We start from the raw sequence: 17,498 nt of genomic DNA on the forward strand, positions 1-17,498 counted from the left end.
CCCGTCTATAAAATAAAAAAGCCCTGATTACTCAGAGCTTTTTATCTTGGATAAGTTTCCTAATCAACTAATATTTTTGATTAGTTAGTTATAGTTATTGTGGTTTGCGACACAGTGTTTAGCTTAGTGACCACCAGAGATAACTGGAGCGACGACTTCACCAGTGCGTTGAATGATCCAACCAGCATCGTAGAACCATGCTGTCATTGGCTCTACGATGAACACAATGCCTGCTAGGCCAACCAGTGCCAATACGATGGTGTATGGCAGCGCCATGATAACCATGCGACCGTAAGACAATCGAATTAACGGAGCAAGTGCTGATGTTAATAGGAATAGGAATGCAGCTTGGCCATTTGGTGTAGCAACAGAAGGTAGGTTAGTACCAGTGTTGATAGCAACAGCAAGTAGGTCAAACTGGTCACGAGTGATAATGCCTTCAACCAGTGCAGTTTTCACTTCGTTGATGTAAACCGTACCTACGAATACGTTATCTGAAACCATCGACAAGATACCGTTGGCAACATAGAAGAGTGCGAGCTGTGCGCCTTTATCTTCAACGTGAAGTACAGCATCGATTACTGGCTTAAATAGAGCTTGGTCGATGATTACAGCAACAACCGCGAAAAAGACGGCAAGAAGTGCGGTAAATGGCAGTGCTTCTTCAAAGGCTTTACCCATTGAGTGCTCTTCGATAACGCCAGTAAATGCCGTTGCCAAGATGATCACTGAAAGGCCAATCAAACCTACTTCAGCGACGTGAAGCGCAAGGCCAACAATCAGCCAAACTGCGATTGCACTCTGAACCCATAGTTTTGCTACGTCTTGCTTTGTGCGGTTTGCACGTTCTTTGTTGTCAAACTCAACTAAGATTTGGCGAACATTCATTGGTAGTTGAGCACCGTAACCAAACACTTTGAATTTCTCGACAAGTGCACAAGTTAAAATACCGCAGAAGAAAACAGGTAGTGTTACTGGCAGCATACGGATGATAAATTCACCGAACTCCCAACCTGCTTGCTTAGCAATTACCAAGTTTTGTGGTTCTCCTACCATGGTCATTACACCACCCAGTGCTGTACCCACACCAGCGTGCATTAGCAGTGAACGTAGGAAAGCACGGTAGTTTTCTAGGTCATCACGAGTTAGCTCTGAGATCTCTTCATCATGAGTATGATCGTGCGAAGACGTTGTGCCCTTGCCTGATGCAACCTTGTGGTAGATAGAGTAGAAGCCGACCGCAACGCTAATAACTACGGCGATTACTGTTAGTGCATCTAGGAATGCTGATAAGAAAGCGGCAGCAACACAGAAGGCAACGGAGAGTAAAATTTTAGATTGGATGCCAAGCAAGATCTTCGTGAAAATGAACAAAAGCAGTTCTTTCATGAAGTAAATGCCAGCAACCATGAATACGAGCAAGAGTAATACAGGAAGGTTTGCTTGCAGCTCGTGATAAACCATTTCTGGTTTGGTCATGCCAATGGCGACTGCTTGAATAGCTAATAGACCACCCGGTTGAAGTGGGTAGCATTTGAGAGCCATAGCTAGAGTGAAAATAAACTCAACCACCAATAGCCAGCCCGCAACAAATGGGTCAACTAGGAAGAAAACAAACGGGTTGATGATTAAAAAGGAAATGATGGCAAGTTTATACCAATCAGGAGCTTTACCAAGGAAGTTCTTGATAAAAGCGTTTCCGAGAGACATCGGCATGTTAATACTCTTTTATGTTGATTATGAATAGACAAGCAATACAACATTTTGAGAATCGAGCTATAGAAATTGTTAAAAACTATGACTAACAGTGACTTAGAAAAACTACATTCCATGTAATGTTCTGTGGTCTTGCCAAGTCACTCCCTTAGAAACTCAAGCACTGCTTATTTTTGAGCGCAACTTTACTCTTAGATAACATTTAGTCAACAGGAAAAGCCCTGTAGCCCTAAAAATACCTCTTTTTTGTTGAGAAACGCGATCAAAGTAGCGCAAGCATACCACTTAAAATGTGATAAAAACCGACTAGAATCAATATTTCAGCGAAATGATTGAAAATCACAGAATAACGACGGCTTATATATGATTATTACAACTTAATATTGCAAATTAATAGCTTTAAAAATATGACCAATCCCATTGATTTTAAAGAAAAATTGTTGTGTTAACGGTTTGTTTAAATGGTGGTTTAGAGTCGCTTGCTTTACAAATCTGAGGTGCAAACGTGTGCTGAACTTTAGAGTTATAACTCTAACGGTGTTTAGGGGGAGTAAAATTTTTGAGGGTGTTTCCGCTAGGTGTGAACTAGTGGTATGATGAGTAAATTAGAACAGAATAATTAAATTGGATTGAAGTGTAGATGGTCATTAAGGCGAAGAGCCCGGCAGGATTTGCAGAGAAGTATATCATTGAAAGTATTTGGAATGGCCGTTTCCCTCCAGGTTCTATCTTGCCCGCAGAGCGTGAGCTTTCTGAGCTGATTGGTGTTACACGTACTACGCTTCGTGAAGTACTACAACGTCTTGCTCGTGATGGTTGGTTGACAATCCAACATGGCAAACCAACTAAAGTTAACCAGTTTATGGAAACCTCAGGTCTTCATATCCTTGATACGCTAATGACGTTGGACGTTGATAACGCAAGCAAAATGGTAGAAGACCTGCTTGCTGCTCGTACTAATATCAGCCCGATCTTTATGCGTTATGCATTCAAAGCAAACAAAGAAGCTTCAGAGCGTACTATCAGTAACGTGATTGAATCTTGTGAAGCGCTACTTGCGGCACCAACTTGGGATGAGTTCCTAGAATCGTCGCCATACGCTGACAAGATCAAACAAGCGGTAAAAGAAGATTCAGAAAAAGATGAAGCGAAACGTCAGACGATCTTAATCGCGAAGACTTTCAACTTCTATGATTACATGCTTTTCCAACGTTTGGCATTCCACTCAGGCAACCAGATTTACGGCCTGATCTTTAACGGTGTGCGTAAACTTTATGACCGTATCGGTAGCTACTACTTCTCTAACCCAGAAGCACGACGTTTAGCGATGGACTTTTATAAAGAGTTGTTCATTATCTGTGAAAGTGGCGAGCGCGAAACTTTGCCATTAGTGATTCGTAACTACGGTATCGCAAGTGCACAAGTTTGGAATGAAATGAAAACGACATTGCCGACGAACTTCACTGAAGACGACAGCTAAGGCATAGGTTTACTATTGTTGTTCCTGTTTAGTCAGTGACGTAAAGAAAACGAAAAAGCGGCGAGATAATTCAATTATCTCGCCGCTTTTTATTTATCTGTCGTTACTAGAAAATTATCAGTGGGTCAGTTACTTACCTATGACGAGTAATTTATCTATGTGTAGCAACTTAAAATTTATCTAGGAGTAGTAACTTAACCCGCAAACTCTTCTGAGTCTGGACGGTTGGTAAATTGCACACCGTTTAGAAAATCGCAAAGTAGTTGGTCTTCACACACTTTGTAGTTTTTGTTTTCTGGCTTGCGGAAGTAAGCGCCGATTTCGTACTTGCTCAAGCTAATGCCAACCACTTCTAGTACGTCCAAAACATCTTCTGCTTTCATGTTTAATGCGATACGAAGCTTCATGAAGATCATGTTGTTCGTCAGTGCAACTTCAGGTTTAGGTTGCTCGCCTTCTTTTTTGCCACGCTTAAGGTTGATGAAACCATTTAGGAATACCGCTAACTCTTTATCTTTCATCTTAGAGCATGACTTGTCGTTGTCATCTTTTAGCCAGTTAATCACTTGGTCATGAGCAACAGTCACATCAGCTTGTTCGATAGCTTTGATGATTTGTGCATTTTTAAGGTTTAGTGCGTGTTGAATACGACGCAAGATTTCGTTGTTAGTCACTGGGGATTCCTAAAAAGGGTTTTAGAGTAAAGAGGTGTTGGTTTAGCCTATTTTTGTCGACGAACCAATTTCTACTCTACATAGCATAGTTGACGGCGACTCTAACAGAGAACGCTAATTTTCGGTAGATATAAAAAATCCCCAATGCTGATTAACTCTTTCAAGTCAAAAATGCATTAGGGATTTAGTGATGGGTGCTTGTTATCTGACTGGAGTCAGAATTACATTACACGCATACCAGGTTGAGCACCTTCGTGTGGCTCAAGGATCCATAGGTCGCTGCCGCCAGGGCCCGCTGCTAGGATCATGCCTTCAGACATACCAAACTTCATCTTACGAGGTTTTAGGTTTGCTACCATTACAGTTAGCTTGCCTTCTAGCTCTTCAGGTTTGTATGCTGATTTGATACCAGAGAATACTTGGCGAGTCTCACCACCGATGTCTAGTTGGAACTTCAGTAGTTTGTTCGCTTTTGGTACTTCTTCACAAGAGATGATACGAGCGATACGCATGTCTACTGCTGCAAAGGCATCGAACTCAATCTCGTCTGCGATTGGCTCTTTGTCTAGCTCAGTTTGGCTTGCTTGCTCTTTTTCAGCTTCTGCTTTTTCTTTCGCTGCTGCTTCAGCGGCTGCATCTTCTTTAGAAGACTCAACCATTGCTTCCACTTTCTTAGGGTCAATGCGGTTGAATAGCGCTTTGAACTTAGTGATCTCGTGATCAGTTAGCGGAGTAGCAATCGCTTCCCACGTTAGCTCTTCGTTTAGGAAAGCTTCAGTGCGAGCTGCAAGCTCTGGCATCACTGGTTTCAGGTAAGCCATCAGTACGCGGAATAGGTTAATACCTACAGAAGAAACTTGTTGAAGCTCAGCTTCTTTGCCTTCTTCTTTTGCAAGAACCCAAGGTGCTTTTTCGTCGATGTACTGGTTAGCTTTATCCGCTAGTGCAGTGATTTCACGGATAGCACGGCTGAATTCACGAGTTTCGTATAGCTCACCGATACGCTCAGCAGCAGCAACGAATTCGTTGTATAGCTCAGGCTCTGCAAATTCAGCAGCTAGCTTGCCTTCAAAACGCTTAGTAATGAAGCCAGCGTTACGAGAAGCTAGGTTAACAATCTTGTTTACTACGTCAGCGTTTACACGTTGAGTGAAGTCTTCAAGGTTAAGATCTAAGTCATCGATGCGGCTGTTTAGTTTCGCAGCGTAGTAGTAACGTAGACACTCAGGGTCTAGGTGGTTTAGGTACGTGCTTGCTTTGATGAATGTGCCTTTCGACTTAGACATCTTCGCACCGTTCACTGTTACGTAGCCGTGTACGAATACGTTGTTTGGCTTACGGAAACCTGCGCCGTCTAGCATTGCTGGCCAGAATAGGCTGTGGAAGTAAACAATGTCTTTACCGATGAAGTGGTAAAGCTCAGTTGTGCTGTCTTTCTTCCAGTATTCATCGAAGTTTAGATCGTCACGTTTGTCACATAGGTTCTTGAAAGAAGCCATGTAGCCAACAGGTGCGTCTAGCCATACGTAGAAGAACTTGTCTTTTTCGCCTGGGATTTCAAAGCCGAAGTAAGGTGCATCACGTGAGATATCCCACTGTTGCAGACCAGACTCAAACCATTCCTGCATTTTGTTTGCAGTTTCATTCTGTAGAGAGCCAGAACGAGTCCACTCTTTAAGCATGCTTTCGAACTGAGGTAGGTCGAAGAAGAAGTGCTCAGAGTCTTTCATTACTGGAGTTGCGCCAGAAACCGCTGATTTAGGGTTAATTAGCTCAGTTGGGCTGTATGTCTCACCACAGTTATCACAGTTATCACCATACTGGTCTTCTGACTTACACTTAGGGCAAGTACCTTTTACGAAGCGGTCTGGTAGGAACATCTCTTTCTCAGGGTCGAAAAGCTGAGAAATAGTGCGGCTAGAAATGAAGCCGTTCTTTTTAAGTTCTAAGTAGATGTGAGAAGCCAGTTCACGGTTCTCTTCGCTGTGTGTGCTGTGGTAGTTATCAAAGCTGATATCAAAGCCAGCGAAGTCTTTTTGGTGCTCTTCACTAACAGCAGCGATCATCTCTTCTGGCGTGATACCCATCTGTTGAGCTTTAAGCATAATTGGCGTGCCGTGAGCATCGTCAGCACAGATGAAGTTTACAGTGTTGCCACGTAGACGCTGGTATCGAACCCAGATATCAGCTTGGATATGCTCAAGCATATGGCCAAGGTGAATAGAGCCGTTAGCGTACGGAAGCGCACAAGTTACCAAAAGTTGTCTTGGATCAGTTGCCATACTTAATAATTCGCTTTTTTGATAGGTATAAATTTGAGAGGTAATACTACTTTATAACGTGTGATACGCCAAGGTATCAGACTAAGGATTCCCCTAGTTTTTTAGGGGTTCAGTCTTCATCTCGTGGGTGATAGCATAAATAAAAAAAGGAGTCCCAATGCGTAACTTTACTTCTAAGCAAGATTTCTGTTCATGGTTGAATGAGTTCGAGTCACCAATCCTCATCCCAGAGTGGGCGCTACACCAAAATATTGTATCGGTTGATCCGCGTGGATCATTTGTTATCACCTTACCTTTTGCCGCTAATCAGCTTGCGGTTGAATTGGAACAGTGGATTCACTCTCAGATTGAACAACAGCTTGTTAGCGCTTTTCAGTTTGAAGTGAAGGTGAAGCCGTCTGCGTTAGAAACCACGGTTGCGACACCATTGAAGGGGGTGAAGAACATCATCGCCGTGACATCTGCAAAGGGTGGGGTGGGTAAATCGACCACTTCAGTCAACCTTGCTTTGGCTTTATCTAAGTCTGGTTCAAAAGTGGGTTTGTTGGATGCGGATATCTATGGTCCTTCTGTACCTATGATGCTTGGCCAATTAGATGCGAAACCAGAAGTCCAGAATAACAAGTGGATGATGCCAATCGAAGCGCACGGTATTTTCACTCACTCTATCGGTTATCTTGTGTCGAAAGATGACGCTGCGATTTGGCGCGGTCCAATGGCGGCCAAGGCTTTAGGTCAGCTTGTTAACGAAACCGTATGGCCAGAGTTGGATTATCTAGTTATTGATATGCCACCGGGCACGGGCGATATTCAGCTGACGTTATCGCAACAGATCCCAGTGACCGGGGCTGTAGTGGTGACCACTCCTCAAGATTTGGCGCTAGCGGATGCACGTAAAGGCGTAGCGATGTTTGATAAGGTGAGTGTGCCAGTCGCAGGCTTAGTTGAAAACATGAGCTATCATATTTGTAGTCACTGTGGTGAGAAAGAGCATATCTTTGGTGTTGGTGGTGCCGAAGCTATGTCAGAAGAGTTTTACCTCGATATTTTGGCACAGATCCCTCTTCATATTGATGTGCGAGAAGATATCGATGCAGGTTGCCCGACGGTGATTCGTCGTCCAGATAGTGAACATACACGTCACTACTTAGAGCTTGCAGAGAATGTGGCTGCGAAGATGTTCTGGACCGGCAAGGCGAGACCAGAAGCGATTAACTTCTCTATGGTTGAATAACGAATCTATGGTTGAATAGCGCAAGTTAATCACAAAGTCGTTTAAATATAGTTTGGATTAGATAAACAGCGGTGGATTTAAGTCAATATCCATTGGGCTTGTGCAAATAGTTGTAGGCAAGTTATTTGAAAGCAAACGATTGCATTCATTAAATGCATTGATATCATCAATTTGACTGCAATTAGCTAAAATGGCGACTAGAATCTATGTGCTTTAGCCCCTATAATCAGGCGGTTTATCTCTTCCCACCACCAAACCATATCGGGTGCAAAATTAATGTCTGATAATAATCAATGTGTCATCGTAGGTATCGCTGGCGCTTCAGCTTCAGGAAAAAGTCTGATTGCTAGTACAATTTATAATGAATTGCGCGAAAAAGTAGGCGACCATCAAATTGGTGTTATCACGGAAGATTGCTATTACAGCGACCAAAGCCACTTGAGTATGGAAGAGCGTGTTAAAACTAACTACGATCACCCAAATGCACTAGATCATGATCTTTTATGTGAACATCTACAGCAGCTAATGAGTGGCAACGCCGTAGAAGTTCCTGAATACAGCTACACAGAGCACACACGTACTTCTGAAACGACTACACTTACTCCAAAGAAAGTGATCATTTTAGAGGGTATTCTGCTTCTAACAGACCCGCGTCTTCGTAAACTAATGCACGCAAGTGTGTTTATGGATACACCATTAGACATCTGTCTATTACGCCGTGTTAAGCGTGATGTAGAAGAGCGTGGTCGTACAATGGACACTGTACTTAAGCAATACCAAGAAACAGTACGTCCAATGTTCATGCAGTTTATCGAGCCTTCAAAACAACATGCAGACATCATCGTTCCTCGTGGTGGTAAAAACCGTATTGCGATTGATGTGCTAAAAGCGCACATTGCGAAGTTGTTGAAGTCTTAATCGAATAAAATTTTGCCTAAGTGACTCACTTAGCTTTATTTTTTACCGAATCAGTGGCACTTTTATAGTGCCACTTTCTTTTGGAATCTAAGCAAGGAATATGCGGATGAAGAAACTACTCATTTTCATAGCTGTACCAGTGTTTGTTGTCGTTGCAGCAATTCTGGCACTAGTGCTGTTAGTGAATCCCAACCAATTTAAGCCATTAATTGTCGAACAAGCCCAAAAACACACAGGCCTAGAGCTAGTGATCGAGGGTGATATCAGCTGGCAATTCTTCCCATCCATTGGCTTTGAACTTGGTCAAACTGAATTACGCAACCCTGAAGGTTTTACGCAACCTAACCTATTTAAGGTTGATACCGTTGGCGTTGACGTTTCGGTTACTCCGCTATTTAGCAACCAACTAGAGATCGGCAACATTACTCTAGATGGTGCAGAATTCTATTTAGAAACGCTTAAAGATGGTCGCAAGAACATTGATGCACTAACGCAAGCGTCAGCGCCTCAAGAATCTGAGCCTGCAGCAGGCACAAGTTCTGAATCAGCGCCTGCCCCTCAAGAGCAAACTACCACAGACGCATCGGGTTGGACGATCAACCTTGCAGGCGTAACTGTATCAAACGCATTGTTTGAAATGGACGACAAGCAAGCGGGTTCATTCACTAAGCTATACGATGTGTCTTTGAATCTTTCTGAGTTTGCCGTTGATACATGGACAACCGCGACATTTGCGGCTTCTGGTGAGAACAATCAACAGAAGTTCTCTGCACAAGGCAGTGCAGAATTCAAATTAGCTGAAGGCTTTGCAAGTTACGCACTTCGTAATATCGACTTAAACGCTAAGTTCAATGATCCAGCGACGTCGATTGAGTCAGCAAAAATTGGCTTGAATACGTTTGAGTTCGATAAGGTAAACCAACTGACTTACGCTGTAATCGGTAATGCAGCTGGCCTTGACCTTGATCTTAAAGGTGGCGGTGAACTTACTGTTGATAGCGCGATTTCAAAAGTAACGCTGAACAAGTTAACGTTAGACTCAACATTCAAAGGCGACACGCTTCCTCAGTCTCCAATGAAAGTCGACATGCTGTCTGACTTAAGCTTCGATCTTAACAAGAGCCACCTGAGCTTTGTGTTAGAGAAGCTACAAGCTAACGCTATTGCATTAGACGGTAAAGCAGACGTAATCCTATCTGAAATACCAAAGGTTCGTTTCTCTCTTCATAGCCCGAATATTGATTTAGATGAATTCTTAGGCTTAGGCAATACAACAGAAACAGCGAGCACAGCGCCTTCTGGTTCTGCTGGTGGTTCAACGTCAAGTTCTGGTAGTTCAGATCCAGCTAAAGAAGTGGAACCTGATCTGTCGGCTCTGAAAACGTTAGACGTGAAAGGTGACATCACGATTGATAAGTTCAAGGCGAATAACGCGAAGATGCAGAATGTTAAAACCGCATTTTCGGTTAACCGTGGTATCGCAGAGCTAACCTCATTCACCTCGAATCTTTACCAAGGTTCTATTTCTGCTACTGCAAAGTTAGACGCTCGTAAAACACCAGCGACTTACACGGCTAAGAAGAAAATCAAAGGCGTGAAAGTACAACCGTTACTGGTTGATGTTGCAGATAACGATATGCTGGAAGGTACCGGTAATATTGATGTCAACGTGAAAGGTAAGAGTCTAACTCCGACGGGTATCAAGAAAAACCTAGTCGGTACTATCGCGATTAACTTTGAAGATGGTGCAGTTAACGGCATCAACGTAGCTCAACTGATTCGAGAAAACTACGCTAAGATCAAGGGCGAGAAAGTTGAAAGCACAAATGAAGCTCAAAAAACGGACTTCAGTGCAATGAAAGCGACGCTGAAAGTGGATAAAGGTTGGGTTTCAACTAACGACTTATCAGCACAGTCGCCACTGTTACGTGTGACAGGTCAAGGTAAAGCAAACTTCATCAATGAAACGGTCGACTTCCTTGTGCGTACATCAATTGTGGGTTCACTTGAAGGTCAGGGCGGTAAGAGCATCGACGACCTGAAAGATGTGACTATCCCAATTAAGGTAACAGGTCAGTGGGCAGCCCCGAAATTTGCACTTGTTTTTGATGATGTATTGAAACAGAAAGCACAGAAAGAAATTGATCGTGGTTTAGAAAAGTTAGACGAAAAGTACGGTGACAAGATCAAAGATGAGAAAACAAGAGACGCAGTAAACGGTCTACTAAAAGGTTTGTTTAACTAGTCTTCATCTCATTTAAAAATGAACAAAGCGCCACTCCTGTTGTAGGAATGGCGCTTTTTATTTTTGGCTCGATAATACTCAAGAGAGATTCCCTATGACACTCGTCCCTCGCTCTAGGGAATGACGATAGGCCGTCGTCCTTTGTTCAAGAGCGTAACGGCCTAGTGGTCGTCATCCTCGAGAGGGAAGAATGACCGAGTCGGGGATCTCTGGTTGAAGGTGATTACCAGTCAACGCCTTGTAGCGCTTTAACACCAGATTCAAAAGCGTGTTTCACATTGCGAACTTCAGATACTGTATCTGCTATCTCAGTAAGAGTACGGTGCGCGCCACGACCTGTAATGATGACAGACTGCATCTTCGGGCGGTTATTCAACGCCTCAACCACTTCATCGAGTTCGATGTAACCGTAGCTAACCATGTAAGTCAGTTCATCAAACAGAATCACATCGATCGACTCATCAGCCAGCATGCGTTGGCACTCTTTCCATACACGCTGCGCAGCTTCAATATCTTGCGCTTTGTTCTGAGTTTCCCAAGTAAAGCCTGTGCCCATGACTTGGAACTCGACATCAAGCTTTTGCAGAACGTTTTTTTCGCCGTTATCCCAGGTACCTTTAACAAACTGAGCAACGGCGCATTTCTTACCATGACCAACTGCACGTGTAATCGTACCAAAACCGGATGTTGATTTACCTTTACCGTTACCCGTGATGACCAGCAATAGGCCTTTTACTTCTTGTGCTGCAGCGACACGTGCATCGACTTGTTCTTTTACTTTCTGTTGTCTTGCTTTGTGGCGTTGTTCTTTGTTGTCTTCAGTCGACATAACAAATCCTTTTAAGTTGTGATTGCGTCTATCATAGCCTAACTTAACGATAGCAAAAACCATCGGAAGAACAGGTGATTAGGGATGAAAAAGATACTCGTAGTTTGTATGGGGAATATTTGCCGCTCGCCAACAGGTGAAGCGGTGCTAAGGAAGAAAGCGCAACAGCTGGATATTGATGTTGTGGTCGACTCTGCGGGGACGATTGGTTTTCATCAAGGCAACCCGCCAGACTCGCGATCCAAATCTGCAGGAGAGAAGCGAGGCTACAGCTTTAAGGGGATTACTTCTCGTAAAGTGGTAGATAATGACTTCGAAGAATTTGACCTGATACTCGCGGCCGATAGGGCGAATTTAGACGACTTAATGAGCCAATGCCCAGTTCACCTCCAATACAAGCTCGCATTATTTTTGAGCTTTGGAGAGTCACAATATCAAGAGATCCCCGATCCGTATTATGGTGAGGGAAATGGTTTTGAATTGGTGTTGGATTTAATCGAAGAGTCTAGCGAAGCGATACTGCGTTCGATGTAGTGTAGGAACAATGTACGTCGTTTTGTTATCAGCGTAAGGGCTGACCGATAGGTATAAAAAAGGCCGACATTGAATGTCGGCCTCTCTAAATCTAACTTAAAGCTACAGCTAAGATTACTTAGACATTACTTTGTAGATTGGGTCTTCTGCAACGTTCGCTTCAACTAAGCTACCTGCTTTGTGCAGCATAGCAACACAGTCTTGGCTTAGGTGGCGAAGGTGAAGTGTTTTACCTAGCGCCGCGTAACGGTCAGCAATCGTGTCGATCGCTTCAATTGCAGAGTGGTCAGTCACGCGTGAGTTTGCGAAATCAACGATTACATCTTGTGGATCGTTGTATGCGTCAAACAACTCTAGGAAGTTAGCCGTTGAACCAAAGAAGATTGGGCCGTTAACTTTGTACTCTTTTGAGCCTTCAGCGTTTACTGATGTATCTGCGTAGATGTGTTTAGCATGTTGCCAAGCAAACATTAGCGCAGAAGCGACAACACCAACACCTACTGCCACAGCAAGATCAGTCAGTACTGTTACTACGGTAACAAGAACGATAACGAAGAAGTCTTGTTTAGGAACGCGACGCGCAAGCTTGAAGGTTGCCCATTCAAATGTGCCGATAACAACCATGAACATTACGCCCACAAGTGCTGCTAGAGGAATCATTTCAATCAGTGCAGAACCGAACAGGATGAACATCAGTAGTGCAACTGCGGCGACGATACCTGAAAGACGACCACGACCACCTGAGTTTACGTTGATCATCGATTGACCGATCATCGCACAACCACCCATCGCACCGAATACAGAACACGTTACGTTAGCCATACCTTGACCAACACATTCACGGTTAGATTGACCACGAGTGTTTGTCATTTCGTCTAGTACTGTCAGTGTCAGCAGAGATTCAATCAGGCCGATAGCCGCAAGGATAATTGCGTACGGTAGGATGATCTGTAGTGTATCTAAAGAAAACGGAACAGCAGGAATTGAGAATGTTGGAAGAGAGCCTGCTAGCGTAGCAGCTTCGTCACCAGACATTGTACGTAGGAAGTCGACAACAGTTCGAGTTTCAAGGTCAAGACCGACAACCAAAGCCGTTACTGTAACAATAGCAACCAGTGAAGATGGTACCGCTGTTGTTAGCTTAGGTAGGAAGTGGATGATAGCCATTGTAAGGGCTACTAAACCCAGCATGAGTGTCATTTGACCGCTTGGTAGCCAAGTTAATGCACCTGTTACGTCTGGCGCTTTAAACTGACCAAGCTGAGCTAGGAAGATAACAATGGCCAAACCGTTCACGAAACCAATCATTACTGGGTGTGGAACGATACGGATAAATTTACCTAGTTTAAATACACCTGCTGCAATTTGCAGAAGGCCAGCCAGCATAACGGCTGCGAATAGGTATTGAACACCATGGGTTGCCACTAGGCTCACCATTACAACGGCCATTGCGCCGGTTGCGCCAGAAATCATACCTGGACGGCCGCCAAAGACAGAAGTGATTAAACCTACGATGAATGCTGCATAAAGACCAACCATTGGGTCAACGCCAGCAACAAAGGCGAATGCTACAGCTTCAGGTACCAGAGCCAGGGCTACTGTAAGACCTGAAAGCACGTCATTCTTTACAGAGTGCTTTGAAAATTGTGGGAATTCGAACATGTTTGCTCAGCTATGCTTAAGATGGATTTACCGACACGGGTGTATTGCGTAGCCAAACAGTGATGGAAAAGAGCGGCAATAGCGAAGTGTCGAAAAGATAAGTGCGCGAATGCTACCCAAAAATGTGATTAAGTTCAAGGTTGAACCTAACTTTGAGTAATATATCTGTTAATTTTTATTCGATTAGTAGATATGAAAAAGGCTGCTTTAATAAGCAGCCTTTGATTCTATTTACTCGCGATTACCTATCAGTAATCACTAGTAGTTTGGCTTAGTCATCGCCGCGCCAGCTTTGTTCGACGCTGCCTGACTGCCTGCACCTTTCGATACAAAACGTTCAGTGCGGAACGGAGCTGCAATCACTTCAATCTCTTTGATCTCTTGAGGACCAGGAGCTTTAGTCATTGGTGAACCGGCTTGCTTCTTAGCAACAGCTGCCTTTGGTGCCGCTTTAGGAGCTTCTGCTTTAACAACAGGTGCTTCTTCAACTTTTGCACTTTCAGCTTTAGGCGCTTCAGCTTCAACAACTGGTGTTGCTTCTGCTTGCACAGCTTCTGCTACAACAGGCGCTTCAACTTTCGTCGCTTCTGCAATCACTGGAGCTTCAACTTTCGCGGTTTCAACAACCACTGGTGCTTCTTCAACGACTGCAGGAGCTTCAACTACAGCAGGAGTCTCAGCTACTTGAGCTTCAACAGCAGCATCTTCACGACGGATGATAACTTTACCCATTGCAAGCTCTGGACATGCGAAGCCGCCAGTCATTGATACGTTGCTTTGTGGTGCCGTCTCTAGAGCAACATTCTGCTCTTGAACAGATGTTTGAGCTTCAGCTGCTACTTGAACTTCAGCCACTTCAGGCTTTGCCTGCTTGTGGTGAGGTTTTGGAATGAAGCGAGGCATCACTTTACCCATAGCCATCTCTGGAGAAGCTACACCACCTTTACGTAGGCGGAATGGGTTAGGGCGACGATCACGACCGCGACGACGACGTTGACCACTTGCACGTAGGTGACGTGGAGAACGACGGTTACGACGTTGTTTCGGCTCTTCCTGTTCAGTTTGCTCTGCATTCGCTTGAGTTGCTTCTACTTGTTCCGCAACTTTTTGCTCTTGAGCTACTGACTGTTCTTTTGAAACAGATAGTTCTTTAGCAGCAACCTGCTCTTTTGAAGCGTTATCTTCAGCTTGAGCTTGTTGGTCTTTAACACGAACTTGCTTGTTCAGTTTACGACGCTGACGACGCTCTTTAATCTTAGCTGCTTTTGCTTCAGGTTTAGCCTTAGGCGCTTCCGGTTTACCAGCTTGTGCTTCTGCTGCTAGCTGTAGACCTTCTTCTGCTAATTTAGATGGTGCTTGCTCTTCGCGTTGCTTCTGCTCATCACGTGGCTTGTTGCGACGGTCTTGCTTAGGCTTGCGAGGCTGACGAGTTTGCTGTGGAGCTGCTTCTTTTTGCTCTTCAGGCTTCTCATCACGAGCTGGCTTACGGCGGCGTTTGTTGTCACGGTTTTCGTTACGATTGTCACCACGTTCACCACGGTCGTTACGCTGTTCGCCACGCTCACCACGTTGGTTACGACGACGGTTATCGTTACGATCACGGCGTTGACGGTTGCCGTTGTTACGATTGTTTTTAGGTTTTTCTTCTTCTTTCTTCTCTTCTTCTTTTTTCTCTTCTTGAGTTGAAGAGCCAAATAAGAAGCTACCGATAGCTTTGAAGAAACGACCAATTAGGCCTGGTTCTTGAGTCGCTGCTGGTTCAGCTTTCTTCTCTTCTACAGCTTTAGGTGCTGGAGCAGGAGTTGGTGCTGATTGAGCAGGAGCTGCGAAGCCTTTCAGAGCAGGTTCTTCGATCTTCTTAGGACGAATAGTCTGTTCAGCAGGCTCTTTGCTTTCCGCTTCTTTTAGAGCTTCTAGCTTGTTAGGCAGCAAGTAAGATAGTAGATCGAACTCTTCACCTTCACGAACACGGATAACCTCAAAATGCGGCGTTTCCATGTCTGAGTTAGGAACAACAGTGATCTTAACTTCTTGGTTCTTCTCGATGTGGTTTACTGAGCGACGTTTTTCGTTCAGAAGGTAAGAAGCGATTGGAACAGGCACAACAGCAAGTACTTGTGCTGTGTTGTCTTTTAGAGCTTCTTCTTCAATCAAACGTAGAACAGAAAGTGCTAGAGATTCGTTATCACGAACAACACCAGTACCTGTACAACGAGGACAAATGTGGTGGCTTGCTTCTGCTAGTGATGGGCTCAAACGTTGACGAGACATCTCTAGAAGACCAAAGCGAGAAATACGACCAATCTGAACACGTGCGCGATCTAAACGAACGGCATCACGTAGACGGCTTTCTACTTCGCGTTGGTGGCGAACCGGGGTCATATCGATAAAGTCGATTACAACAAGACCACCTAGGTCACGTAGACGTAATTGACGTGCAATTTCATCGGCAGCTTCTAGGTTAGTGTTAAGTGCTGTTTCTTCAATATCGCCGCCCTTTGTTGCACGAGCAGAGTTGATATCGATAGAAGTCAGTGCTTCTGTTGGGTCGATTACGATAGAACCACCAGATGGAAGACGAACTTCACGTTGGAAAGCAGATTCGATCTGGCTTTCAATCTGGTAATGGCTGAATAGTGGCACTTCACCATCGTATTTCTTAACGCGATTCATGAAATCTGGGCGTATTAATTGAATGTGCGCTTGAGCACGTTCAAAAATAGTATTGCTGTCGATTAGAATCTCGCCAATATCACGACGTAGGTAGTCACGAATTGCGCGAACAATAACGTTACTCTCTTGGTGAATTAGGAAAGGAGCTGCATTTGAATCAGAAGCTTGCTTGATAGCGCCCCAATGGTTCAATAGAACATTCAGGTCCCACTCTAGCTCTTCTGCGCTTTTGCCAACACCCGCTGTACGCACGATTAAGCCCATACCTTGAGGAAGCTCAAGAGTGCTTAATGCTGCTTTCAGTTGAGTGCGTTCATCACCTTCGATACGACGAGAAATACCGCCAGCACGAGGGTTATTAGGCATAAGAACTAAGTAACTACCAGCCAAAGAGATGAAAGTTGTCAGTGCAGCACCTTTGCTACCACGTTCTTCTTTCTCTACTTGTACGATTACTTCTTGGCCTTCTTTTAGCACTTCTTTAATGCTAGGACGGCCTTGGTATGTATAACCTTCAGGGAAGTATTCGCGGGCAATTTCTTTAAGAGGGAGGAAACCGTGACGTTCTGCGCCGTAATCAACGAATGCCGCTTCTAGGCTTGGTTCAATACGGGTAATACGTCCTTTGTAGATATTCGCTTTCTTTGACTCGTGACCTGGACTTTCGATATCTAGATCGAACAGTCGTTGGCCATCAACCAAAGCGACACGCAACTCTTCTTTTTGAGTTGCGTTAATTAACATTCTTTTCATTTAGAAGTTCTCATTGTCTTTTCTTATTTTCATCATTGTTCTTATCGCTTTATTTCGTTTCTCATGGTGCCAGATCCCATGGCTTTATCGGTGCAGCCTCCCGGCTGGAGAGGGATGCTCTGGGGCACGTCAGTCATCATAGGGAGTTAGCCTATGATCCGCGATGTGGCGGTGAATACTCAACATGAGTGTACGTGAGTAGAGCGATAAGGAACTCAGTTGACCGTGTCTTACGCCGATTGCAGCACTGTCTAATCTGAGTTATCTACTCATTTACTTGCTTATGAATGGTTAGCTGTTTAAATAATAGTCAAACCACTGATAGCAGCTGTGAACTATAGCAGCGGTCGGTAAACACAGCAATCTGCTTTGTCGGAATGCTGTAAAAAAAACAGTTTTTGTTTGGGTTTTGATAGCTCTAACTCACTGTCTATAAATAATTTATCAATTGATATTTTAATTTGCAGGAATCTTGGTGCTTTTTTGTTCGAAGAATCA

At 44.1% G+C, this 17,498-nt stretch carries 11 protein-coding genes; 5 read left to right on the forward strand and 6 right to left on the reverse strand.

Annotation, left to right across the window (positions count from 1 at the left end; translation table 11 throughout):
• Positions 1 to 123: 123 nt before the first annotated feature.
• Complete coding sequence (nhaB, locus tag AB4486_RS02440; RefSeq protein ID WP_102332510.1) at positions 124 to 1,716, reverse strand: Na(+)/H(+) antiporter NhaB; 1,593 nt, start codon at positions 1,714 to 1,716, stop codon at positions 124 to 126.
• A 640-nt stretch (positions 1,717 to 2,356) separates the two neighbouring features.
• Here nhaB and fadR point away from each other — a divergent pair.
• Positions 2,357 to 3,196 carry a fatty acid metabolism transcriptional regulator FadR gene (gene fadR / locus AB4486_RS02445; protein WP_017062161.1) on the forward strand — a complete coding sequence of 280 codons (840 nt, stop codon included), beginning with the start codon at positions 2,357 to 2,359 and terminating at the stop codon, positions 3,194 to 3,196.
• 194 nt (positions 3,197 to 3,390) lie between these two features.
• On the opposite strand, the gene AB4486_RS02450 is transcribed toward fadR, so the two are convergent.
• Positions 3,391 to 3,870 (reverse strand): DUF1456 family protein, encoded by a 480-nt coding sequence (locus AB4486_RS02450; protein ID WP_010437231.1) that lies wholly within the window; start codon positions 3,868 to 3,870, stop codon positions 3,391 to 3,393.
• 221 nt (positions 3,871 to 4,091) lie between these two features.
• Positions 4,092 to 6,152, reverse strand: coding sequence for a methionine--tRNA ligase (metG, locus tag AB4486_RS02455; RefSeq protein ID WP_017062160.1), 2,061 nt, complete (start codon positions 6,150 to 6,152; stop codon positions 4,092 to 4,094).
• Between the two features lie 157 nt (positions 6,153 to 6,309).
• Here metG and apbC point away from each other — a divergent pair, with 157 nt between their 5' ends.
• The 3 genes from apbC (at position 6,310) to AB4486_RS02470 (ending at position 10,549) form a co-directional block, all read left to right on the forward strand.
• Positions 6,310 to 7,386 carry an iron-sulfur cluster carrier protein ApbC gene (gene apbC / locus AB4486_RS02460; RefSeq protein WP_017063474.1) on the forward strand — a complete coding sequence of 359 codons (1,077 nt, stop codon included), beginning with the start codon at positions 6,310 to 6,312 and terminating at the stop codon, positions 7,384 to 7,386.
• Positions 7,387 to 7,662: 276 nt separating this feature from the next.
• Positions 7,663 to 8,304, forward strand: coding sequence for a uridine kinase (gene udk / locus AB4486_RS02465; RefSeq protein ID WP_004734002.1), 642 nt, complete (start codon positions 7,663 to 7,665; stop codon positions 8,302 to 8,304).
• Positions 8,305 to 8,410: 106 nt separating this feature from the next.
• The gene (locus AB4486_RS02470) at positions 8,411 to 10,549 is read left to right on the forward strand and encodes an AsmA family protein (protein ID WP_102427874.1); all 2,139 of its coding nucleotides are present in this window, start codon (positions 8,411 to 8,413) and stop codon (positions 10,547 to 10,549) included.
• Positions 10,550 to 10,772: 223 nt separating this feature from the next.
• Here AB4486_RS02470 and cobO read toward each other — a convergent pair whose 3' ends face one another.
• A complete protein-coding gene (gene cobO, locus AB4486_RS02475) occupies positions 10,773 to 11,378 on the reverse strand; it encodes a cob(I)yrinic acid a,c-diamide adenosyltransferase (protein WP_017062158.1) in 606 nt (201 codons plus the stop codon).
• Between the two features lie 84 nt (positions 11,379 to 11,462).
• On the opposite strand from cobO, the gene AB4486_RS02480 reads away from it, so the two are divergent.
• Positions 11,463 to 11,912, forward strand: a complete 450-nt coding sequence (locus AB4486_RS02480) for a low molecular weight protein-tyrosine-phosphatase (protein ID WP_017067202.1) — start codon at positions 11,463 to 11,465, stop codon at positions 11,910 to 11,912.
• A gap of 114 nt (positions 11,913 to 12,026) precedes the next feature.
• On the opposite strand, the gene AB4486_RS02485 is transcribed toward AB4486_RS02480, so the two are convergent.
• Both AB4486_RS02485 and rne read right to left on the reverse strand, forming a co-directional pair.
• Positions 12,027 to 13,574, reverse strand: coding sequence for a SulP family inorganic anion transporter (locus tag AB4486_RS02485; RefSeq protein ID WP_017062156.1), 1,548 nt, complete (start codon positions 13,572 to 13,574; stop codon positions 12,027 to 12,029).
• A 258-nt stretch (positions 13,575 to 13,832) separates the two neighbouring features.
• On the reverse strand, positions 13,833 to 17,000 hold the full coding sequence (gene rne / locus AB4486_RS02490; protein WP_372116399.1) for a ribonuclease E: 3,168 nt from the start codon (positions 16,998 to 17,000) through the stop codon (positions 13,833 to 13,835).
• Positions 17,001 to 17,498: the final 498 nt, after the last annotated feature.

Origin of the sequence: Vibrio sp. 10N.222.55.C6, from assembly GCF_041473395.1 — a bacterium.
In the GTDB taxonomy this organism is placed as follows: Bacteria; Pseudomonadota; Gammaproteobacteria; order Enterobacterales; family Vibrionaceae; genus Vibrio; species Vibrio crassostreae_C.